This window comes from Tunturibacter empetritectus (assembly GCF_040358985.1).
In the GTDB taxonomy this organism is placed as follows: domain Bacteria; phylum Acidobacteriota; class Terriglobia; order Terriglobales; family Acidobacteriaceae; genus Edaphobacter; species Edaphobacter empetritectus.
Window position 1 is genome coordinate 160,702 of sequence record NZ_CP132932.1, and the last position, 22,959, is coordinate 183,660.

The window sequence follows — 22,959 nt, forward strand, 5'->3', positions numbered from 1 at the left end:
ATATTTGGGCCGCGCTTGCCCAGCGGATCGTCCAGGCTCTGATCTATCCCCGGGCTGAAACCGTCCAACGAAAGGGTAAAAGTCCTACTACACGCACCTTTGACATGTATGCTCCCCGCTTAGAAATCAAATGAATATCGCGCGTGGATACGCTATCAGGCTTGAGCCAAACATTGATCCGACGAAACCCTTCATTGGTCTCAAAATTCCGATAAAGGAAGTAGAAGATCCACGACGTTGACTTCCAGGCGAATCGAAACTGCGGACCAGACGCGATGATCTGCTGGCATTCCGGCTATTTCCGAGGATGGAGACCTAGCCGGCTCGCCTTTCTGCCCGGCATTCAACCACTCCTGGACCGGTGAAGCGCATCACAACTGCCAGGAGCGAGGAGAATGTCATGGCGAAGACAGATGATGCAGAGTTGGTTGAGGTCGCGGGCCACATGGTGCGCATCAGCAGCCCGTCAAAGCCCTACTTTTCAAAGGGCGTCCAGCTGACAAAGCTGGACATTGTGCGCTACTTCCTTTCCATCGCGCCAGGTGCGCTGCGCGGCATCGTGGATCGTCCCGTGGTCCTCAAACGCTTTGTAAATGGCGCGGAGGCGGAGCCGTTTTATCAGAAGCGCGCCCCCAGTGATCTCCCGGACTGGATGCGGACGGTGACCTTGTCCTTCCCGTCCGGTCGCACCGCAGACGAAGTGGTGGTGGATGAGGCCGCCGGTCTCGCTTGGATTGTGAACCTTGGTTGCATAGAGTTGCACCCGCACCCGGTTCGCACGGGAGACCTCGATCATCCCGATGAGCTGCGCGTGGACCTCGATCCGCAACCCGGAGTCGGATGGAGCGACGTGCGCATTGTAGCCATGGAAGTGAAAGCTCTTCTCGACGAGTTGGGTCTGGTGGCGTGGCCGAAAACCAGTGGATCACGTGGTATTCACATCAATATCCGGATTGAACCGAGGTGGAGCTTTACCGAAGTGCGCCGGGCCGCGCTGGCTCTGGCTCGCGCGGTGGAGGGACGATGTTCGTTGGCGAGCAGCAAATGGTGGAAGGAAGAGCGACATGGAGTTTTTCTGGACTACAACCAGAATGCGAAAGATCGGACGACCTGCTCCGCCTTCTCGGTGCGGCCGCTGCCCGATGCGCGAGTGAGCACACCGCTGCGGTGGGATGAAGTGATGAGATGCGATCCAGCGGACTTCACCGTGCTTACCATTCCGGATCGATTCGTGAAGATCGGTGACCCGCACGCTGCCATGGACGAACACGCGGGTGTGCTCGATGCGTTGCTGACAATGGCTGAGCGGGATGAGGCGGTGGGTCTCGGCGATGCGCCATGGCCTCCTCACTTCCGTAAGGTGGAGGGTGAGCCTGCGCGTGTGCAACCATCGAAGGCCCGCAGCTCCGGCAAGTCAAGTAAGGTGGTCAAAGCTGAAGGTGAAGAGGTTGATCCGGCGGCCGCTCCTGTCGCGAAGAAAGGACGACGGCAGCCCACGATGCCCCTGATCGTGGTTGCACAGTCATCCGACAAAGCTGCGGCGGAAGCAGGGCTCGAGCGGTGGAAGCAGCAGCACTCCGAAGCTGCGGCGCTGCTGGCACCGGATGACGTGCTGTTGGACCGCATGCGCGGGTCGGCGTACGTGTGGTATCGCATTCGTGTGAATCTGCGACATGTGCCGGAGACGCTACGGCCGTCGCAGGATACGCCGGATCCGGACGATGACCCAACACGGGCGTGGCGCGAGACGAAAGAAAGGACGTGAAGCGCTCGGTTGGAGCCTGTTGACTCGCGGCTAGATTCGCTCCGGAAAAATGCTCATCAATTCCTCAGGCGGAATGACCTCGAGCTGCTCGTAGGTGCAGTCCCTTGGAACCTTGTCAGGACGCCAACGCCTGAAGTGCGCCAGGTGGCGGAAGCGTGTGCCCTGCATATGCTCGTAGGCGACTTCGACCACAAGCTCAACGCGGAGCGGCACCCAGCTCAGGTCTTTGCCACCACTCCATCGCGACTGGCCGCCGGGCATGCGGCCGCTGGCATGTGCGTCCTCGCTTTTCCAGTCTTCCCAGGGATGGTTGCGGAGCGCATCTTCGCGATAGGGTGCGAGAAACTCCACTAGCTCCCTGCGTTTGGTGGCGGTAAAGCTGGCGCAGACCCCGACGTGCTGTAGCCTCCCAGAAGCGTCATGCAAGCCTAACAGTAGCGAGCCAACCGCGGTGCCTTCGCCATCCTTGTGCCACCGAAGACCGGCGACAACGCAATCGCAGTCACGCTCGTGCTTGATCTTGAGCATGGTACGTTTGTCTGGCGTATATGGCCCCGCGATGGGTTTGGCAATCACGCCGTCGAGCCCCGCCCCTTCGAAACGTGTGAACCAGTCCTGCGCAATTGTGCGGTTCCGTGTTGCGGGCGTCAGGTGCAGCGGCATGTGCAAGTTTGCAAGGACTCGTTCAAGCTCGCCGCGCCGCACGGCGAAAGGCTCGTCGCGCAGGTCACGGTCGTCAAGTTGAAGCAGGTCAAAGAAGACAATCGAAGCCGGAGATTGGGCAGCGAGGGTCTTCACGCGCGAAGCCGCAGGATGTATGCGTAGCGTCAAGGCCTCAAAGTCAAGACCGCCATCCCGCGCAATGACGATCTCCCCATCCAGGACGCATCGTTGCGGCAATAGCTTGAGCAGCGGGTCGCGCAGTTCTGGAAAGTAGCGATCGAGAGGCTTGCCATCGCGACTTTGGAGTAGCAACTCCTCTCCGTCGCGAAAAATAATAGCGCGAAATCCGTCCCACTTCGGCTCAAAGATCCATACGTCTGCATCGGAGGGGATCGTATCGACCCGCTTGGCGAGCATTGGCAGGATCGGCGGCGACAACGGTAAGCGCATGCTGTGTTTGATGCGGGCTGTCCTTGTCGCGGTTGATCGCTATCTTTCAGTGGCTTTTCGCTATATTCGCGCTCAAACTGGCCGCCTCCCACAGGTCGAGGCTCTGCAAATACGATTGTGTTTCGTGTTGCTAGACACCATATTGAGCGAGTCGATGTTGCTTGTACGCAGCACGCACCTCAGCGTATTGGGGCGCAATTATAGGATTAGACGAAGCTGTCCCCCTGTCATCAAGCTTGATGCAACGATCGCAGATCTCGACAAAGGTTTCTCGAGAACCGCCCTCGCTACCAGCGGCAAAGATGGCCTGAATGCAAGCGCCGAGACACCCGGCTTCTTCTTCCAGAGGAACGTGAACGTCTGTGCCACTCGCGTCGGCCAGAAGCTGACGCCATTGCGTTGAACGTGAACCACCTCCGATGAGTAGAATGCGTTTTGCGCTTTTACCATTGAGGATGAGATCGAGGCCATCGAGAACGCCAAAGCTGACTCCTTCAATCGTCGCCCGGATGAGATTGGCTGGAGTGAAATTGGACGCCGAGACCCCGAGAATAGAGCCGTGCGCAGACGGTAGGTCGGGCGTGCGTTCGCCATTGAGAAACGGAATGAAAGTGAGACCATCCGCCCCCGGCACTGTAGTTGTCATAGCTGACTCTATGTCAGTGACTGAGCGGCCAAGCGTATTCAACATCTGTGTGACGACATTAGTTGCGTTCATGGTGCACACGAGAGGAAGCCAGCCGTTCGAGGACGCACAAAAGGGAGCGATGCCTGGATCCAAGCTGGGCACGAATTCATCGCGGAACGAGTAGACGGTAGCGGAGGTGCCAAGACTCATGGTAACAACGCCTTCCGTGACATTACCTGTGCCAATTGCTCCCATCATATTGTCTCCACCGCCACTGGCGACAAGACAAGAGTTGGAGATACCAAGATCCGCGGCTATATCTGGCTTTACAGTTCCAACGATCCGCTCTGCAGGAACAAGTGCCGGAAGCGCACGAAGAAGCTGCCCGGTGCCATGGTCAATAGAGGCGAGAATCTCAGCAGCCCAGGCACGGCTGCGAACATCGAAGTAGCCCGTGCCAGAGGCGTCTCCATACTCCGCGTAGAGATTGCCGGTAAGCCAGAAGTTGAGGTACTCATGAGGAAGAAGAATGTGTCGAATTTTTGCGAAGTTTTCTGGTTCTCGCTGCTGCAGCCAAAGCAGCTTTGATACCGTGTAGCCGGTAAGGGGAATGATGCCAAAGCGCTTGAGAAAAGTTTGCTCACCTCCAAATCGGGCGATCAGTTCGGCGTTCTGCGATGCGGTTTCGGTGTCGTTCCAAAGCTTGGCGGGACGAATCACCTGCATGCGTTCATCAAGAACGACCAACCCGTGCTGCTGGCCCGAAACTGCGAGGGCTCTTATCGGACGGCCAGGAGCCTTCGCCATTGCTTGCTTGATTGAGAGTCGGAGTGCCTCAATCCACCATTGAGGTTCCTGCTCGCGAGCGCCGGAAGGTCGCTGGATAATTTGATGTGTCGCGTGTCCTCGACCATGTGCGATGCCATGCTCGTCAATCAAGAGAGCCTTTGTTCCTTGAGTGCCGCAGTCAATACCGAGATACATGGTTGGCGTCTCGTCTTCCGTTATGTTGCGAGCGTTTTGGTTGCAGACTCTGAGCGCTTACTTGTGTTTATACTACGGCGCAATGAGCTGTGATAGCCGGAGTGACGCTGAAGCGCGATGGCAGCAGCTCCACGAAGGCGAGCCATCTCTCCCCCAGTCGTAATCTCCAGGCGAGGTGGAGAGCCTGCGAGAATGCCGGAAATCAACTCTTCTTGCACGATGGAACCGAAGGTGGACCACGCAGTCGTAAGAGCACCAGTGATGAGAAGAAGTTCTGGCGAAAGGGCTGCTGTGACGAGTCGGAGCCCTTGTCCTAGATGAAGGGCTTGTTTCTTGATCGCTTTGATTGCGTGCGAATCGCCTTCCTTGGCTAAGTGCATAAGATTTTGAATGGAGGTAATGTTTGTGTTTGGTCTGAGCTCAGAATAGAAACGGAGGGCAGCATCGGATGACGCGAGCGTCTCCCAGCAACCCCGCTTTCCGCAACCACAAAGAGGCCCAGCAGGATCAACCGGAATATGCCCAAACTCGCCCGCGAGGCCGTTGAGACCAGAGACAATCTGCCCATTGGCAAAGATTGCAGTGCCAAGTCCCTCCGAAAGGCTGATAAGAACGGCATTCCGTGTCTTGTCCATGCGTCCAAACCAGAGTTCGGAGAGGAGACAAGCCGTTGCATCGTTGTCAAGCTCGACCTGGAGGTGAAGCTTCTTCTGGATCGCTCCCTTAATGTCGTAGTCCGCCCATTTCAAGTTGGGGGCGTGAATCAGATGGTTTGTCTTTGGGTGGACGCGGCCAGGCACGCTGATTCCAACCCCTTCAAAGGTTTTGTGGGGAAAGCGATCACGCATCGCCTGCATAGCTTCGATCATTCCCGCCACAGATCGCTCAGGGTCCGAGAAGATACTGATCTCTTCATGCGCGAGCATGCGCCCGTTGAGATCAATGATGGCAAGGATTGCTCTTCGCGGCCGAAGGTCGGCTACCAACATGACGAGATTGTCGTTGAGCGATAGCATCGTCGGGCGGCGGCCGCGTGGCCTCCGGGCCACCGCCCCTTCAACAATCCAGGTCTCCTGAAGCAGCTGCTCGACGATATTAGAGACGGTGCTGGGCTGCAAGCCTGAGACGCGTGACAGATCCGCACGCGAGATCGGTTGCTTGGACCGAACAATCTCCAACACGATGTCGCGGTTGATGTCGCGGGCGATCTCGCTTGATGCGAGCTCGACGTAAGCGAGATCGATCCGCCTGAAGCCTTTCTCGACGCGCTCCGTTATTTCTTTAGCAAACATGGCGTGCTCGCATAAGCTGAAAGCTCATTAGTTATCGATAGTCGAAGAAGTAGGCCTCTCGTAAATTAGTCAACCTTTAGTTTGCAAAGGGGATGTGTCTCTCGCCGAGTTAATAAAATCGCAAGAACTATTTCGTCAAGGCCTAGTATAACGGTGCCTTACCGCAATTTATAGAGAGAAGTAAAGCAACCTCAGGGGAAGGTATGAATAGCCTGTAAACATCTATTCTGCGCGGGTGGCACGAGGATGTCTATTTGCAGTCCAAGCAATACCCATTGACAACTTAGTCGCATGGTCGATATAGTTCGGGTCGCGAGTAAAATAACGTTTTTTTGATCATCCCGACGATCACCAACCTTTTTGGGAAATTTTTATGAGCGACATGGCGGGCAATATCAGCGCGTTCTCCACTGTCTGGACCTACTACATCTATGGCGCGTTCATCACTGTCTGGACCTACTACATCTACGGCGCGTTCATCAACAAAAAGCATCGGTCAAGCACTACGTCACTATGGGACGATGGTCAACGGCTATTGGGATGCTCGTGTCGATTGCGACAGCATAATCTCGGGATGAATGCGGCCTCGATCACGGACTACGTGCAAGCGCTATACAGCTTTTTCATTGCGCCGCTCTTCGGGACTGTGATCTTGGGCATGCTGTGGAAGAGGGCTACGAAAGCCGGAGGATTCGGGGGCTATTGCCGGAACCGCCGCTTCAATAGGAATGTTTGTCTGGGTGCGTATGAATGGTGAGGGTCTGCGATATATCGCAATGAGTCCCGACGCACGTCCGATGGCGAAGAACCTTTATCATGTGTTGTGGAGCTGGCTGATCTGCGTTGGCGTGACGGTCGCCGTAAGGCCGATGACGAAAGCTACACCCACCGCCCAACTTGCTGGATTGGTCTACGGAGTAACTCCGCTACGCAGCGACGGCGCAGAAAGTCTCTGCAGAAACCAGCCTTCTGGCAGCAGTAGTGATCGTTGTGTTCTTCGTTCTGAACATAGTTTTTAAACAGAGCTGAAGGAGAAACGATGAGGGACAATCACTCGCAAGAACAAGGAGGTCAAACTCGCAAAGCAAAGCTCTCGATATGGTTTTTCTACCGTATCTTGATGCTTGCCGATGGTCTGGTTCTGTTAGGCCAAGGCACCTTTGAGCACTTCGGTCACGAACCGTCCACAGTTTTGGCGAATTTGCAACCGACACTCTGGTGGGGCGTTCTACTGACCCTCTTCGGCGGTTTCTACACTGTGCGGTTTCGTCCAGCGGAGCACTCGATCGAGTAAGTTCTCTATAAGACAAAGGCACAAAGCAAATTTTATTGGGGGATATATGGGGCAATCGATTTTCAGTGACTTTACGACAGTCCGATACGAGGGATCAGCCAGCACATCCGGTCTGGCGTACCGTTGGTACGACGCCGACCGATCGGTACTAGGAAAGCCGCTACGCGATCATCTGCGATTTGCAGTCGCTTATTGGCATAGTTTAGTGATGAACGGTAGCGATCCGTTTGGCGCACCGACAATAAATCGTCCTTGGATGAACCGCGATGATGCGATGCAAGCCGCCCATGATAAAGCTGACGCTGCATTCGATCTTTTTCGCGTTCTCGATCTCCCGTTCTATACATTCCATGATCGCGATATCACGCCTGAGGGCGCAACTCTACGTGAATCCATTGCGAATCTTCTCAGCATGTCGGACTACCTGGCGAAGAAGATGGAGTCGTCAAAGACTCGGTTGTTGTGGGGTACGGCAAACCTTTTCAGCCATCCGCGGTTCATGTCAGGCGCCGCAACTAACCCTGACCCCGAGGTGTTTGCCTACAGTGCAACGACGATCAAACACTGCATGGACGTCACGAAACGATTAAGCGGTGCAAACTATGTGTTGTGGGGAGGCCGCGAGGGCTACGAGACACTCCTGAACACAAGTCTGAAGCGTGAGCTTGAACAGATGGGTCGCATGCTCTCATTGGTGGTGGAGTATAAGCACAAAATCGGATTCAGTGGGCAAATCCTTCTTGAACCTAAACCGAAAGAACCCACTGTGCATCAGTACGATTTCGATACCGCAACAGTCTTTGGATTTCTGAAGAGGTTTGGCCTCGAGAGCGAGGTGAAGGTGAATTTGGAAGCGAATCATGCGTTGCTGGCAGGGCACACCTTCGAACATGAGATTGCGACCGCTGCTGACCTCGGAATTCTCGGTTCTCTCGACATCAATCGCGGCGATCCACTGCTCGGTTGGGACACGGATCAATTTCCCGCAGATCTGTACTCGATGACGCTGGCAATGTACCAGGTAATCCAGGCCGGCGGTCTGGGGATGGGCGGTATGAATTTCGATGCAAAGGTGCGGCGACAGTCTACGGAGCCGGAAGATCTGCTGCACGCACACATTGGCGGTGTGGATATGTGTGCACGCGCGTTCCTGATCGCGGCGAAGGTCCAGGAGGAAGGGCGTCTCGCTGAGATTGTTTCGACACGCTATGCCGGTTGGAATCTACCGGAGAACCAGGCGATTCTTGCGGGCAAAGAGTCATTGGATGAGATCGCTGCCCGAAGCGAGGAGCGCAATATCAACCCGCAACCTCGATCGGGACGGCAAGAGCAACTGGAAAACTTGATCAATCGTTACCTGTAGTCAAGGAAAGACCGCACCGGGCCGCGAACGTCGGTGAGGAGAACATGAAGGAGTTACGATGATTTTGCGGAACCGGATTGCACTGTCTGCGTTGGTCTCATTGGCATTAATCTTCCCTGCCCTTTCGCAGGCACCGTTGCCCTCAGATGCGCGCCGCTCCGCATTGGGCCTTGGCGCGGCGTGGTATCCCGAGCAGTGGCCGGAGAGTCGTTGGGATGCAGATCTCACGCTGATGGAACAGGCGCACATAAATTTTGTGCGTGTGGGTGAGTTTGCATGGAGCACTATCGAGCCTCACGAAGGTGATTTTCATCTGGAGTGGTTGAAGCATGCGGTACGTGCAGCAGAGCGGCATCACATTGCGGTTGTCATAGGCACGCCATCCGCCGCACCGCCAGCATGGCTCACGCAGAAATATCCAGAGACTCTCCGCACCATGGAGAACGGTCGGAAAGACGGGCACGGAAGCCGCCAGCAGTTTGACTGGAGCGATCCAAAGTATCGCGAGCTCAGCCGGAGAGTCGCGGAGAAGATGTCCGAGGCCTTCGGTCACGATGCGAATGTGGTCGGCTGGCAGATTGACAACGAATACGCCAACGAAAGCTTCGGACCTTCAACCCAGACGCAATTTCAGAACTGGCTTCACGCGAAGTACGGCACGCTTGAGAATCTAAATAATCGGTGGACCACCGCCTACTGGAGTGAGACGTATCAGGATTGGAACCAGATCCCGATTGCCAATCACGGGGGCAACCCGGGTCTGATGCTGAACTGGAAAGAGTTTGTCTCCGACACTTGGCGGAGTTATCAGAAGAACCAATTAGATGCGATCCGTGCTCATGCTGAGCCTCGGCAGATGATCACCACGAATATGATGGGATGGTTCGACGCTTACGATCACTACACGGTAGCGCAGGACCTCGACTTTGCCTCGTGGGACGATTATGTGGGCACTGGGCATCTCGACCCAGTGCGCAACGGGGCGACTCACGATCTGACCCGCGGATTCTTGCACAAGAACTTCTGGGTGATGGAGACGCAGCCTGGATCTGTGAACTGGCAAACGGACAACAATGCGCTCGACAAGGGCGAGGTTCGAGCCATGGCGTGGAATGCGATAGGGCATGGCTCGGAAGCTGTGGAGTACTGGCAATGGCGAAGTGCCCTGAATGGACAGGAGCAGTATCACGGCACGCTGGTTGGAGCAGATGGGACCCCTGTTCCGCTATATAACGAGGTAAAACAAATTGGGGCAGAGTTTGAGAAAGCTGCTCCATCGTTGGCGGAAACAACCATACAGTCTCAGGTTGCTGTGCTGCAAGACTACTCGAGTCGTTGGGCTATCAACTGGCAGAGACACAACAAAGCCTTCGACCCTATCGATGCACTGTTGAGCTATTACGCTCCACTACATCAGTTGGCCCGTTCAGTTGATGTGATTAGCGATACCGCACCTATTGCGCAGTACAAACTGGTTGTCGCTCCAGCGCTCAACGTTTTGACCCCGGAGGCCACCAAAAATTTACAGGCTTACGTCCTCGCGGGTGGCAATTTGGTGCTCGGACAGCGAAGCGCTATGAAGAACGAAGACAATAGTCTCTTTTCAGAACGGCAACCCGGGCCACTAGCCGCGATGTTGGGAGCAAGAGTCGAACAATTCTATGCGTTGGATCAAGCCATCCCTGTGAGTGGCGTGTGGGGCGACGCGCAGAATAATATCTGGGCCGAACAATTAAGCGTAACGGAACAGACGACCCAGGTTTTGATGCGCTACGGCGCAAGCAATGGCTGGCTGGACGGGCAGCCTGCAGCCGTGACGAGGAAAGTTGGACGGGGAACGGTCACATACATAGGTGCGGCGCTCAATGAGCCTGCGATGAAACACGCGGCAGAGTGGATGCTCAAGCAGAGCGGAGTCGCGACGGTATTGCCTGAGATCCCAACAGATGTGGATGTGACGATAAGGTCAAACACAAAGACCAGGATTCTCATCCTGACGAACTACGGGTCTGAGATGCACCTCATCCAGCTGCCTCATGCAATGCAGGATGTGCTCAAGGGTGGCGATACAACCAGCGTTTCCCTTCCCCGATTTGGTGTCGCAGTGCTTAAGGAGTTGGCCGGTACTGAGTAGGAGGATCGCTTTGTCTCGTGCAGCGAAAATGGAACGATACTGCACGCTCATCTTAGTGTTGGGCCTCAGTTCAATGCTGGCAGCCCAAAGTTTCGTGCCTTCACGTGACCTCTTGGTGCGCTTCGATGTATCAGCACACGTTTTCGTCAAACTGATTTGATGATAACCGGCGCCTTCGACTTGAGCGTGCCTAACCTTGCCAGCTTTCTGTTTGCCGCGCGGGTACGCGCGTTCTCAAGGCGGCACAATAAGACCAGTCAACGGCAACTCGCGCTTTTTAATCTCCAACGCCGACGAAACGTGTTGTCTTGTCGTTGATGATGAATTTGTGATAGCCCAGACCCCTAGCAATCACCTTGAATCAATTAGGCTTCGAGGCAAGCACATTCGATCACCTGAAATGGCAATCGCCGCAAGAGCCGCGCGACTTCCTGCCCTCCTCATCACCGACGTGATGATGCCCGGCATGACCGGGGTTGAATTAGCAATCTATTTTCGACAGGCTCACCCTGAATGCAAAAGCTTGCTTCTCTCGGGACAGGCCGCAACCGTCGATTTGCTTGAAGATGCTGGGGCTCAGGGATATGACTTCGACTTGCTGCCGAAACCAGTACATCCTGCGGATCTACTGGCGAAGCTGCGATACTGACTTTGTTCGCAGCACCGTTGGCGAGCGAGGCCGGGGAAACACTTCACTGCTCCGTGTTAAAGTGACCTGCGTATTCCGGACTGCGCATTTTCCATCAATCCGCAAGAACACGAATACACCTGAACCCTCAGAGTACATCCTGCCTTAGCCGATCATGCCACGCATAAACGAATGGGTCCGTAGCGATGATTTTCTTGTAACCTTTTGAAGCCTAGCCGCTCTAATCGAGACTGTCGTTCGTGTTTTTTAGATAATGGCGATCATTTAAACAAGTTGCGCGTAGAGATGACAAAGACACGGGAGCTGTCGGCCCCAATGCGGATTGACCGAAAGCATCCGCTCGCCATTCGGTGGATGCATTGGATTAACTTTCCCGTGCTCTTCCTGATGATCTGGAGCGGACTGCTGATTTATTGGAACGACACGGACAATGCCTACCAGCATCCGCATGAGATATATCGCATTGGAATCGGAAAATTCACATTATTCCACCTGTTTCCGAATTGGTTTTGGAAGGCGATGAACGCACCGTATCACGTCACCCAGGGACTGGGACATCACTTCTTTTTTATGTGGATCTTTGCCGCAAATGGCATTGCCTATGGGTCGTTTCTGGCGATCTCAGGCGAGTGGCACTTTCTAGTTCCGGAGCGGACGAGCCTGCAGGAGGCGATTCAGGTGACACTAGTGGACTTGCACTTGCGAAAAGGGCTACCACCGCAGACAAAATACAACGGGGCCCAGCGCATCGCTTATTCAGGCGTGATCGTCATGGGATTTGGGATGCTGGTGAGTGGACTGGCGATCTACAAGCCGACGCAGCTTCACTGGATGACGACGATCCTCGGCGGCTACGAGATGGCGCGCTGGGAGCACTTCTGGATCACAATGGGTTTCCTTGCCGCTTCAAGCGAGGACGAGCCCTCCGCGGTTCCCGTCGAGCCAGAAGAAGCTCCTTCATCGCCAGCGGTCGAAGGTGCTCCGACGCCTTCTGCGAAAGACGAGAATCCGTCTGTGTCGCCGAAACCCGAGTTCGTCGAAGCCGCTGAGGATAGCCTGGAGGAGTCCGTTGCTGCGCATCTGGCTGAGCAGAACGCCGCCGTTCTAGCTGACTCGCGCAAGCACACGCGCCGCTCGTTTGCCGTCGCGGCTGTTGCAGCCATTGCAGGCTACAATCTGTACGACTGGATTACCGATCGCTCTCGGCTGGAGATGCAGCCCTCTCCGTTTCGACGAGCGTTCAATGCCAACGCGTCACTGTCACGGACGATTTTCGATGATCGGGCATTAGCTCCGACGTATTCACTCCGCAAGGCCGAGAATTTGCGGGTTATCGGGGTCTATGGTCTGAAAATGGAGTTGGTTCCGGAGAACTATCGCCTGCAGCTTGTCGGTCGCGATGATGCAGACCATCCGCGATTCAGCCGCGATGTAACTGCCTGGGAGTACAAGTACGTCGCCGCCGCATCGCATGAGGATCAAGGCCACGATAACAAGACGCCACCGCCCGGTACGGCAAAAAAGATGGCCCCAGCGGAGATGGTTGATCAAGAAGTGAAGCGCGAGAGCCGAAGCGGTCACATGCCGCGGGGTCGAAAGGAGGCTGGGCAGAGCCATTCGACGCTCGCGCCGGGCACGCCAGGCCTGCTTCTCACGCTGCAGGATGTCCTGCGCCTCCCCAGGCACGAACTGGTCACGCAATTCAAATGCATCGAAGGTTGGAGCCAGATCGTCTATTGGGCGGGGCGTACAGATGGTGGACTTTCTGGACGCGTACCCTCCCGCGCTCATCGATGGTCAGGAGCCGAGGTACGTCTACATGGAGACGTCCGGCGGCGACTACTACACCGGATACGATATGCAAGTATGTCGTCATCCCCAGACATTACTTGTCACGGAGCTGATGGGCGCTCCACTCACCCAATTTCATGGAGCGCCCCTGAGGCTCCACATGCCGACGAAGTACGGCTACAAGCAGATCAAACGCATAGGTCTGATCAGCTATACGAATATGAACCGGATGACTACTGGACCAAACTAGGGTATGACTGGTATGCGGGGCTGTAATATTGGCTGGGGGCGATGGGACTGACGCACAATGAAACCAATTGACTGTAGTCCACCCTGCTCAGTGATTCGAGACCATAGTGACAATCTGTTTGAGCAGTGCGCGTGGTTCTATGCGATCTGTCGCGAGTACCTGTTTCGCGATCATACCGCGGAGATTACTGAGGCTCTCTTTCCCGAAGATGGCCCATTGAGTGGAACCTATGTCCTTGAGGTCGGCTGTGGTCCGGGGTTTTATTCGCGGCGGTTGGCGCAACGCTATCCCACCATTCGCACGATGGGCATCGATATGTCGGCACGTCTGCTGGAGTGGGCGAAGGTGCGTGCCTCCAATCTGCGTCTACAGAACTGCAGCTTCCGCGAAGGCGACGCTCAGGCGCTACCGGAACTAAACGCTCCGGTAGATGCAGTGATCTGCTCGCGACTCCTGCTGATCGTCCCAGACAGAGAGGCGGTGCTGGCTGAAGTCTTTCGCATTTTGAGACCCGGTGGCCGATGTTTTTTCGCGGAACCAACATCCGCATTTAAGACGCGCATTCCCCTGCTGGGGATGCATCTTGCGGCAAACATCATCAGTCGCTCCGGACGATGGAGCGGCAAGCCGCATAAAGCGGAAGTGCTCTGCCACAAAGCCTTCTGCGACCTGATCCACACACAACCTTGGAAGTCGGTAAGCATCCAGAGCACCACTGGATATCAGTATGCCGTCTGTCAAAAGCCGTATGCAGAGGAAGATCTAACCTTAGAGGGAGTGTGTGAGAGGGTGGAGGAGCACACGTTGAAGAACTGGAGTGTTGCCTGAGTGCTGTATCCGATCCTGAACCCTACAATGAAAGATGCCACTTTGGCTTCGGTCTGCGCGTTGGCCGTAATGGCGAAGGCTCCGAGGCCGGGCAAGGTAAAGACTCGGCTGGCACCGCCTCTGACATTGGAGCAGTCGGCTGCCATCAATACCTGTTTTTTGAAGGACACAACGGCGAACATCGCAGCATTACAGCCTAAGGGACACAGTGCCGGAGTTATCTCGTATACGCCCATCGGGGATGAGGCTCTCTTCGATGGTTTGCTGCCGCCGGAGTTCTCGCTGATTCCACAGCGTGGCGACAGCTTTGGCGAGCGGCTGTTGGCATCGGCGGAGGACCTGCTTGCCTGCGGATTCGGAGCGGTGTGCCTGATCGACTCGGACTCGCCGACAGTGCCGGCGGCAGCATTCTCGCAGGCGGTCGAGGCGTTGTTACAGTCGGGCGATCGTATCGTGCTGGGCCCATCGAACGACGGAGGCTACTATCTGATCGGCCTGAAGCAGCCGCATCCACGGCCCTTCACGAACATTACGTGGAGTACCTCAGTCGTGTACGAAGAAACCGTTGCGGCGGTCTGCGCTGCAGGCATCGAGCTTGTCGAATTACCCATGTGGTACGACGTCGACGATGGCGCAACGCTTGAGATCCTTCGCGCGGAACTGCTTGATGGAACAAGACCGTCGTTCGCAACGTTGAAGGGATACGCGGCAGAGCACAGCAGAAAGTTTTTGCTGGACCTGGAGACGCAGCCATGAGCCAGGAAAGAATACAACTACGCCACGCGGGGGTAAGGGCATGGCTGACGAACATCGTGTTGAGCGTGCTTGGATTCATCCTGCTCGACCTGACACGTCAGCTCATCAAGGAGTTCCATCACTTTACTATTGGCTTTTCCGGCGTTAGCGGCTGGTCTGTTTTGGTCTATCTCGCGGCCATGGCCCTCATTCTGACACAGCCGGTCAACCGCTATACCTTTGCGATCATTCTGACCATAGCGATCGCGTGTCGTCTGGTAACACTGCTGCCGGAACCCTTCATGTCTTCGGATATCTATCGCTACGCGTGGGATGGAGTAGTGCAACATGCACACATCTCGCCGTATCGCTATGTGCCGGGTGATCCTGCGCTTACTGCTCTGCGTGCTCCGAATCAGGACCTCTTCGATCACATCAACCGGCGCGACTACGCGCACACGATTTATCCTCCGGTCTCGCAGTTTCTGTTCTTCCTCATCACCTTTCTCAATCCCACCGTCACGTTTATGAAGCTGGCGATGATCCTGATGGAGGGGCTGACCATGTACGCCTTGGTCCACCTGCTTACAGGCATGGGCTTCGCGCGGGAGAGAGTCTTGCTCTACGCCTGGTGCCCGCTGCTCATCTGGGAGATCGGCAGCTCCGGGCACCTGGACTCCGCCGCGATGGCGTTCATCGCTCTCGCTCTGTTGGCGCGCTATCGCGGAAGGCCACTTGCTACAGGGGTTTTTCTCGGTGCGGCCATCTTCATCAAGTTCTATCCTCTGATACTCTTTCCCGCGCTCTTCCGCCGTGGTGATTACAAAATGCCCGCGATTCTGGCGGCACTCGGCGCGTTCTCCTATGCCTGCTACGCTACCGTAGGCATGCGCGTCTTCGGATTTCTCGGCGGCTACATTCAAGAAGAAGGCATGCGCTCCGGCGCACGCTATTTCTTGCTGGAGCTGACGCAGCATATTCCGGGATTGCACGTTTTGCCCGTACCAGCGTATATGGTGTTCGTAGCCTGTGTCTTCGCTGCAATTCTGGTGTGGTGCTGGAAGACGGCGAGCAGCCTCGCTCCCGGCGAGGTGCGCGGTTCACTTTGGACCGAAGCCCTCAACCTTCCTGCTACCGCAAACTTTCTTCCCCCCGCGATGGTGCTGGCCTTTGCCATGATGCTGCTCTTCTCGCCGCACTATCCATGGTACGTCGCATGGCTGGTGCCGTTCTTCACCCTGATGCCGAGCCTTCCGCTGTTGGCATACACCAGCGGCCTGTTCTATCTCTGCGCGACGCAGTTGGGCGCGGGTACGGCGGAGTCCGAATTCTTGCTGAACCGCATCCTCTACACCGGCGTGCTCGTTGCGCTGGGAATAGATGTCGTATGGCGACAATGGACGATGCGCCACAGCGTCGCGCAGAGGCGCTCGCCTCATGAGTAAGTCGCAGATATCCGTCATCATCCCCACCCTGAACGAGTGCGAGTCCATCGGCCACGTCGTCGCCTCGATGCCATGGGATCGTATCGCGGAGTGCATCGTTGTGGATAACGGCTCGACTGACGGCACCGGAGAGGTTGCCGCTGCCGCAGGCGCGCGTGTAGTTCAGGCTTCTCGCGGATATGGCTCAGCGTGCAAGGCTGGATCGGAGGCGGCGTTGGCGAGCAGCGTCATCCTTGTCTACCTCGACGGCGATGGCAGCGACACCATTGAAGACCTGCCGCGACTAATCGAACCCATCGAGCGCGATGAGGCCGATTTCGTGATCGGCTCCCGCATTCGCGGACACGTCGAGCCAGGCTCGATGCTCGGCAGTCAGATCTTTGCAGCGCACCTCGTCGGCTTTCTTGTGCGCATGCTGCAGGGCGTCCATTACACCGACATGGGAGCCTTCCGCGCGATTCGTCGCACCAGCTTCGAGCGGCTGCAGATGTCGGAGATGACCTACGGATGGAACCTGGAGATGCAGATCAAGGCGGCGCAGCACAAGCTGCGCATTCTCGAGCTGCCTGTGAACTATCGGCGCAGAATCGGCGGCGTCAGTAAGGTCTCCGGCGATCTGCGCACCTCCTTCAAGGCAGGCGTCCGCATCCTCGTCGTCGCCTTCCGGGTTGGCATGTCGCGCAAATCTTAGACAGCAATGCTCTGGACGATACCCTTCTCGCGCAATCCTGTCTCAGCCTTTGAAAAGTAGTCCTCTACCGCACCCTGTGTCTTGATCCACGCGACATACTTCGCGATGCCTTGTTCGAGCGTAGTCTGCGGCTCATAGCCAATGCTGCGGATACGGCTGATGTCGGAGATCAACGAGCGAATCTCACCGGGACGGAACTCGCCGCGTGCCAGCGGTGCGAGAGGAATACTGAGCTGTTCGGCGATGATACCCGCAAGGTCGCGTACGCTGGTGGCATGTCCACTGCCGACGTTGACCGGCTGACCGTCCAGCTTGTCGGTCGTCGCCACCAGAAGATTGGCACGGGCAATATCTTCAACGAAGCAGAGGTCGCGCGTCTGTCCGCCGTCCTCATACAGAATCGGCGGCTGGTTGTTCAGCAGCCGAGTGCAGAAGATCGCGATGACGCCGGTATACGGATTGAACAGCGACTGGCGCGGCCCATAAGTGCAGGAGTAGCGTAACGCCACCGTGGGGATGCCGGTCTGCTTGCCCCATAAAAGCACAAGCCGCTCCTGATCCACCTTGGTCAGCGCGTAGACTGTCTCGCCGCCGCCCGGCGTCCCCTCCGGCGTAGGGATCGAGATCGTATGTCTGCCGCAAATTGGACAGTGCACGCTGAAGTCGCCTGCGCGTAACTGCTCCGCGGGGCGAAGCAGCGGAACAACATGACCGTGCTCCACGCACAGCGCCGCACCCTCGCTGTAGACGGCCTGCGAGCTAGCGACGACAACCTTCTGGATCGGCAGCTTATGATCGCGAATGATCTCCAGCATCTGTGCCGTGCCGAAGCTGTTGACGAGCACATACTTCGCCATCTCAGGCATGTAGCCGCCATAGGCCGCTTCGTGAAAGACGACGTCGATGTCGAGTAGTGCTTCGTGCATGGTCTTATAGTCCTGCACGTCGCCTTGGCGGAACTCCGCCGCGAGGTTCATCCACATCGGCCTTCCGTTCTTGTGCGTCTGCGGTTCGAGGTTGTCGAGTATACGAACGCTCCAGCCCTCACGAATGAGGAGATCGACGACGTGAGAACCGATCAGGCCAGCGCCGCCTGTGACCAATGCGCGTTTTGGATGTGACATTACCTCTATCTTAACCTAGCGATCTTTCCTTTGCTGGATCCTTCGATTGCAAATATATCGATGTTGAAGGCGCTATTCTGAAGGAACTGCGCCATCCGTGCTGCCTGCTCATCAAACCCATAGAAGGGTCAACTGGCGTCGCAACCGTTGGCTCGGAACAAACACACACTAATTCCGAAGATCTACAGAGGGATGCGTCACAATGGCATTCGTAATTGCCCTATTTACCCACCAACTGATGAGGTGTTCCGTCTCGAGCCAGCTGCTTTGACATAACTTAAGGGCATGAAAGTCCGACATCAGGCGTTCCGCCCGGCGCTAGAAGCGATAGGCTTTCAAAGTGAAAAACAGGTTGAGAACGCATGTTAAACAAAGGGGTGCCCCGCTGAGAGCAACTCAGCGAAGCGCCGTCCAGTCTATTTAGAACACAAACTTACCGCTAATTTGAAGCTGACGGGAAGAGCCGCCATCGCTGGTGGCGAAGCGGGTCGAGGAGATCTGGCCGAAGGTCGAAGACTGCGTGTTACCAGACGGTTGACCGAAGTTGGGATGGTTGAGAATGTCGAAGGCATCCACACGCAGTCTAAAGTTAAACCCTTCAAATAGCTTCGTGTCCTTCTCTCCGGAAAGATCGACGTCCGCAAATCCAGGTCCAGTCACTGCGTTCCGCTGAATATTGCCGATGCCGGTGTAGACGATGGCTGCAGTCGGAGTCGCCTGCGTTCCCTGAATCTGCAGACTGCATCCGTCCGGAACGGCCAAAGTCGGTTCAATGGCGCAAACATTCGAGTGCGGAATGAAGGTTACATTGGCAATCGCAGTCTGCGATTTATGCGTTGTGATTGAACCAACCTTGTTGGGGCGTACAGCACCCGTAAGGCCGTTGTAGTTTGAGCTGCTTGAGAGTATGTTGATGGGGTTTCCCGTCTGGTATTGAACGATCGTCGAAAGCTGATAACCCGAGACCAGGCGGTTGCCCTTGAAGGGCAGGTTATAGATCGCGGTTCCGGCGAAATGATTGCGCGTGTCGAAATCCGACAGCCCGTAGTTGCCGCTGAGATGGTTGCTGTCCTGCGGAGCACCACCTGCCGCAGTAAGGCCTCCCTGTGACCCGAGCGAGTTGAGATCCATCGACTTCGTCCACTCGTAGTTCACATTAAACTCAAGTCCGCGTCTCATGGTCTTACTGAGCGTCGCCCACATCCCGTTGTAATTCGAGATGCCGATGCTGTTTACCTCCGGAATGTTCGAAGCAATGGAGACGTTGGCATCGATGGGGCTATTGGGTGAGAGCTTCTGATACAGATGCGGGGATCCAACTGGCCCGGATGCCTGGTTCTCGTTGGTTGTAATGCGCAGATGGCGTCCAACCGATCCGTAGTACCCGATCGAGGCAACCATGCCGGCGGCAAGCGCCTGCTGCACGTTCAGATTAAAGCTTTCGATGTACCCGTTCCTGAGGTTAGGGTTGACCGAACTGATCCCGATGGCCGAAGCCTTCGCCGATGCATACAGCGTCGAGACAGGAATGGGAGCTCCGTTATAAGAGACTGCCGTGCTGAAGGGGGGATTGGTGTACAGTCCGCCCACTACGTTCGAAACCGGTTGGTCGACCAGGTACGCATAGCCTCCACGCACCACGGTCCTCCCGGTGCCGAAGACATCGGCCGCAAATCCCAGCCGGGGCTCGATGTTGTAGTTCTGCGAGTAGGCGCCGTTGGCAGAAATTCCATTGGTGCCCACCTGCGTCAGCGTTGGCCCCCCATTTCCATTCGGATTAAAGAGCACAAATCTGTTCGCACCCTCGACCGGCGTACCATTCCACTCGAAGCGCAAGCCATACTCCAGTGTCAGCTTCGGTGTGAGCTTGAAGTTGTCCTGTACAAACCCTCCGACTGCGGTGTCGTAGACCCGGCTGGTGACGGTATTCGGTTGAATACTAAAGACCGTGGCGTTGTCCATCTCGAAGTTGTTGGCTGTGCTCACATAGGTAAGCGTCCCGATGTTCCCGGCAAAGCTGGCACTCAGATAGCGGCGATACTCACCACCGAATTTGATGCTATGCCTACCGCGCAGCAATGTCGCCGTATCCGAAAGAATACCAAGCGTGTCGTTGCGTCCTTGCGGGAATCCCGCGGGCCCACCAAAGACCAGACCAATATCGGAGAGCGTGATCTGCGGCAGACCAACATTGCCCTGAAGGCCATCGCCAAGGCCTACATCATTCGGATTAGTAAGATTGGCCGGGTTGAAGGCGATGGAGATGCGGTTGAAGCCGAGACGCACTTCATTCACGAAGTTCGGGTTGAAGACATGCGTCTCGTTGAAGGTGAGTATCTGCCGATGCGCGTTGCGGTGATCGCCCCATCCTGGAATCGTATCCCCCTGCAACGCAGGCTCCGTACGAACGTCTTTCTGAAAGGCATAGAAACCATGCGCCGAATCCGAGGTGCTGAACTGGTGCATGATGTCGACGGTGAACTGATCAATGTTGACCGGGCCAGGCGTGAACGCGACATAATTACTTCCGCTGTTCGGGAGCGGAAGCAGCGCCGCCAGCTTTGCAGCAGCGGGAAACTGTGCCGCGTTCGCCGCGATCTGCGCCTGCTGAGCGGCCGTAAGCACCGTGCTGTTCTGCAGAATGCCCTGTTTCTGCCTCAGGCCTTCATAGCTGCCGAAGAAGAAGGTGTGTTCTCTCCAGATGGGACCGCCCACCGATCCGCCGAAGTTGTTGCGCTTGAGCGGCGCCTTCTCGCCCGGTAGGCCAGGAATTGGTAATCCGGTTGCAGGGCTGAAATTGCGGTTGAAGTAGTTGCGCGCGTCGAGCGCGTCGTTGCGGAAGTAGTCAAACGCCTCGCCATGAAACTGGTTTGTGCCGGAGCGCGTGGCAACGTTCACAATCGAGCCCGAGCTGCGGCCATACTCTGCGCTGAACGTCGAGTTATCGATCTTGAACTCGGAGGTGGTGCTGATCGACGGTTGAAAGGTGATCTGGTTCTGGCTGATATCGTTCAGGTTCACGCCGTTGATCTGGAAGTTTACCGAGTCTTCGCGATTGCCTGCTGAGTCAAAGGAGTTGGCACCCAGGCCGCGGCTCGCGGACGTCAGACTTCCGGCTGTCGGAGCAACCACGCCGCCGGGCGTCAGCACCGTCAGATCCAGAAAGTGCCGCCCGTTCAGTGGAATCTGCTGCACCGTTGTCCTGTCGATGACCTGCCCGACCGTCATGGTCTGTGTCTCGATCTGCGGTGCGCCGCTGTCCACCTGCACCGTCTCGCCGGCCGATATTAGAGCAAGCTGCGCATTCACCGCAACCGTCTGATTCACTTCCAGCGTCAACTTCTTTACGGTATATAGGCTGAAGCCCGCACCAGAAATCTGTATTTCATATTCGCCTGGTTGCAACGACGGAACGCCATAAACTCCCGCCCCATCGGTAACGACCTCGCGATCAAGGCCCGTGGCAAGCGAATGCACTCTAACGTGCGCGCCTGGAACCACCGCACCGCTTGGGTCTATCACGGTGCCCGACAGATTCGCCGTCGACTGTGCAAGGCACACGCCAACGCTCTGTAACAACAGAACAAAACCTAAGAATCCGCTTGAGAACAATTTAGAAATTTTCACTTCAGGCCTCCTGCAAATCAAGTTGCACCTACGACTTCTATGTGGAAGAACTGCGGCCCGAAAAAGGACTTCGAACGTACGTATTGCAATTAGATCTGATGGGCCCAAATAACGCCGGTGGACCGGTCTTGTCGGCCTCGATTTACTATCTGAAGCGGACCGCGACCCGTTCCACAATAAACTTTTTTGTGATGATATCTAAAATTTCACCTATTTCCAGCGATGTCAATATGCCGAGTCATTACTAGCGGATTTATTTTTCGCCAATCTATCGACAAATTAATGAGTGCAAACGGTTATTGGAATCAACTAGTTCTGTCAGTTTTTTGAGCTTATTTCGCCATTCACGATGCGAGCATCGACTCAACGCTAACGGCAAGCAAAGAGGAAGCCGTAGCGGAGCGTGTCAAGAAGATCGGATAAAAACAAAGTACAAGGGCGCTCAAAAGCTGCCGAAGACATCACTCCAGTTAGACGACGATTCCCCAAAACAGTAACGATCATCCAAAATGGGCCGCGCGTATTAAGTCAGGCAAGGATGGATCTCAGGCCACGTTAGTAGGCGAGGACGCGGCCGTTTGCGCGCATCTCTAAGGCTAATGAGACGACCTTGGCGAGCTTTGGATCCCAGATCATTGTGTAGCAGTCGCCACCGATGCCGGAGCTTGTCGGCTCGAGGAAGCCAAGGCAGGCGTTGGCGGCGATTGCGGAGCCGCCTCGCTTCAGAGTTTCGATTGCAGTCAAGGTCGCGATGGGGTGGCTGTGCCGGCGGCTCCAGAGCATCCCATAGCGGCGGAACGGCTGGCGAAGCTGGCACCTGAGACCCGGTCGCCGGCATGCACGTCTGGTCGCACAAAGCGTTCGGCGCTTGAGGGCTGGAAGTTCGGCAGGGATGTGTCCGATGAGCCTGATTCGGGTCGCCACTCTGGCGATGGCGACGGATGGCTGAAGCTACGCGATGGCAAGCGGGAGTGCGGCGATGAATGAGCGACGGCGCAATGTTGTTCTCCTGGTCGAATGTTCGCAGACAAAAAAATGAGGTGCGATCAAAGCCGTACGTTTAGAGTTTCACTCCGATATATCAAGGCGTTCTTGCCTTGCTTCTCTACCCAAGCGGACTGTCTCCGCCCGAGCAATGAGTTTCGTAGTAGTGTCGCAAGTTTAGAGGGGTTCCGCAGCGCGAAGACGATTTACTGCTTCTCCTCAGCTAATGAGGAGCCTGGGCCAGCATTGTCTCTTCAGGACA

At 56.0% G+C, this 22,959-nt stretch carries 17 protein-coding genes and 1 pseudogene; 12 read left to right on the plus strand and 6 right to left on the minus strand.

The features are described from left to right. Positions 1 to 400 precede the first annotated feature (400 nt). Complete coding sequence (locus tag RBB75_RS00475; protein WP_353069199.1) at positions 401 to 1,765, plus strand: DNA polymerase domain-containing protein; 1,365 nt, start codon at positions 401 to 403, stop codon at positions 1,763 to 1,765. Between the two features lie 30 nt (positions 1,766 to 1,795). Here the strand turns inward: RBB75_RS00475 and RBB75_RS00480 are convergent, their stop codons facing one another. From RBB75_RS00480 to RBB75_RS00490, 3 genes are all read right to left on the minus strand, one after another. Next, positions 1,796 to 2,878: an ATP-dependent DNA ligase gene (locus RBB75_RS00480; protein ID WP_179638560.1), complete on the minus strand. Its 1,083-nt coding sequence runs from the start codon at positions 2,876 to 2,878 to the stop codon at positions 1,796 to 1,798. A 130-nt stretch (positions 2,879 to 3,008) separates the two neighbouring features. Then, a complete protein-coding gene (gene xylB / locus RBB75_RS00485; RefSeq protein WP_353069200.1) occupies positions 3,009 to 4,490 on the minus strand; it encodes a xylulokinase in 1,482 nt (493 codons plus the stop codon). A 20-nt stretch (positions 4,491 to 4,510) separates the two neighbouring features. Continuing rightward, the gene (locus RBB75_RS00490) at positions 4,511 to 5,782 is read right to left on the minus strand and encodes an ROK family protein (protein WP_179638562.1); all 1,272 of its coding nucleotides are present in this window, start codon (positions 5,780 to 5,782) and stop codon (positions 4,511 to 4,513) included. A gap of 373 nt (positions 5,783 to 6,155) precedes the next feature. On the opposite strand from RBB75_RS00490, the gene RBB75_RS00495 reads away from it, so the two are divergent. The 10 genes and pseudogenes from RBB75_RS00495 to RBB75_RS00540 all read left to right on the plus strand — a co-directional run bounded on the left by RBB75_RS00495 (position 6,156) and on the right by RBB75_RS00540 (position 16,962). Further along, positions 6,156 to 6,539 carry a hypothetical protein gene (locus RBB75_RS00495; RefSeq protein ID WP_257030981.1) on the plus strand — a complete coding sequence of 128 codons (384 nt, stop codon included), beginning with the start codon at positions 6,156 to 6,158 and terminating at the stop codon, positions 6,537 to 6,539. A gap of 583 nt (positions 6,540 to 7,122) precedes the next feature. After that, a complete protein-coding gene (gene xylA / locus RBB75_RS00500) occupies positions 7,123 to 8,439 on the plus strand; it encodes a xylose isomerase (protein ID WP_179638563.1) in 1,317 nt (438 codons plus the stop codon). 58 nt (positions 8,440 to 8,497) lie between these two features. Continuing rightward, positions 8,498 to 10,573, plus strand: a complete 2,076-nt coding sequence (locus tag RBB75_RS00505; protein WP_179638564.1) for a beta-galactosidase — start codon at positions 8,498 to 8,500, stop codon at positions 10,571 to 10,573. A 211-nt stretch (positions 10,574 to 10,784) separates the two neighbouring features. Next, positions 10,785 to 11,222, plus strand: a complete 438-nt coding sequence (locus tag RBB75_RS00510; RefSeq protein ID WP_218884648.1) for a response regulator — start codon at positions 10,785 to 10,787, stop codon at positions 11,220 to 11,222. Between the two features lie 315 nt (positions 11,223 to 11,537). Further along, positions 11,538 to 12,113 (plus strand): annotated as a pseudogene (locus tag RBB75_RS00515) (cytochrome b/b6 domain-containing protein); the annotation flags it as partial. Between the two features lie 772 nt (positions 12,114 to 12,885). Beyond that, positions 12,886 to 13,263, plus strand: a complete 378-nt coding sequence (locus tag RBB75_RS00520; RefSeq protein WP_353070427.1) for a molybdopterin-dependent oxidoreductase — start codon at positions 12,886 to 12,888, stop codon at positions 13,261 to 13,263. Positions 13,264 to 13,353: 90 nt separating this feature from the next. Further along, a complete protein-coding gene (locus tag RBB75_RS00525; protein ID WP_353069201.1) occupies positions 13,354 to 14,091 on the plus strand; it encodes a class I SAM-dependent methyltransferase in 738 nt (245 codons plus the stop codon). 27 nt (positions 14,092 to 14,118) lie between these two features. After that, positions 14,119 to 14,847, plus strand: coding sequence for a TIGR04282 family arsenosugar biosynthesis glycosyltransferase (locus RBB75_RS00530; protein ID WP_218884551.1), 729 nt, complete (start codon positions 14,119 to 14,121; stop codon positions 14,845 to 14,847). Next, the gene (locus RBB75_RS00535) at positions 14,844 to 16,271 is read left to right on the plus strand and encodes a hypothetical protein (RefSeq protein WP_353069202.1); all 1,428 of its coding nucleotides are present in this window, start codon (positions 14,844 to 14,846) and stop codon (positions 16,269 to 16,271) included. Before RBB75_RS00530 ends, RBB75_RS00535 begins: the two co-directional genes overlap by 4 nt. Beyond that, a complete protein-coding gene (locus tag RBB75_RS00540) occupies positions 16,264 to 16,962 on the plus strand; it encodes a glycosyltransferase family 2 protein (RefSeq protein ID WP_179638568.1) in 699 nt (232 codons plus the stop codon). The genes RBB75_RS00535 and RBB75_RS00540 overlap by 8 nt, the downstream gene beginning before the upstream one ends. Here RBB75_RS00540 and RBB75_RS00545 read toward each other — a convergent pair. The 3 genes from RBB75_RS00545 to RBB75_RS00555 all read right to left on the minus strand — a co-directional run bounded on the left by RBB75_RS00545 (position 16,959) and on the right by RBB75_RS00555 (position 22,457). Next, on the minus strand, positions 16,959 to 18,086 hold the full coding sequence (locus RBB75_RS00545; RefSeq protein WP_179638569.1) for an NAD-dependent epimerase/dehydratase family protein: 1,128 nt from the start codon (positions 18,084 to 18,086) through the stop codon (positions 16,959 to 16,961). The genes RBB75_RS00540 and RBB75_RS00545 overlap by 4 nt on opposite strands. A gap of 420 nt (positions 18,087 to 18,506) precedes the next feature. Continuing rightward, positions 18,507 to 21,647: a TonB-dependent receptor gene (locus RBB75_RS00550; protein ID WP_353069204.1), complete on the minus strand. Its 3,141-nt coding sequence runs from the start codon at positions 21,645 to 21,647 to the stop codon at positions 18,507 to 18,509. A 621-nt stretch (positions 21,648 to 22,268) separates the two neighbouring features. Then, positions 22,269 to 22,457 carry a gamma-glutamyltransferase gene (locus RBB75_RS00555; RefSeq protein WP_353069205.1) on the minus strand — a complete coding sequence of 63 codons (189 nt, stop codon included), beginning with the start codon at positions 22,455 to 22,457 and terminating at the stop codon, positions 22,269 to 22,271. A gap of 18 nt (positions 22,458 to 22,475) precedes the next feature. Between RBB75_RS00555 and RBB75_RS00560 the strand changes: the two genes are divergently transcribed. Then, positions 22,476 to 22,700 carry a hypothetical protein gene (locus tag RBB75_RS00560; protein WP_353069206.1) on the plus strand — a complete coding sequence of 75 codons (225 nt, stop codon included), beginning with the start codon at positions 22,476 to 22,478 and terminating at the stop codon, positions 22,698 to 22,700. Positions 22,701 to 22,959: the final 259 nt, after the last annotated feature.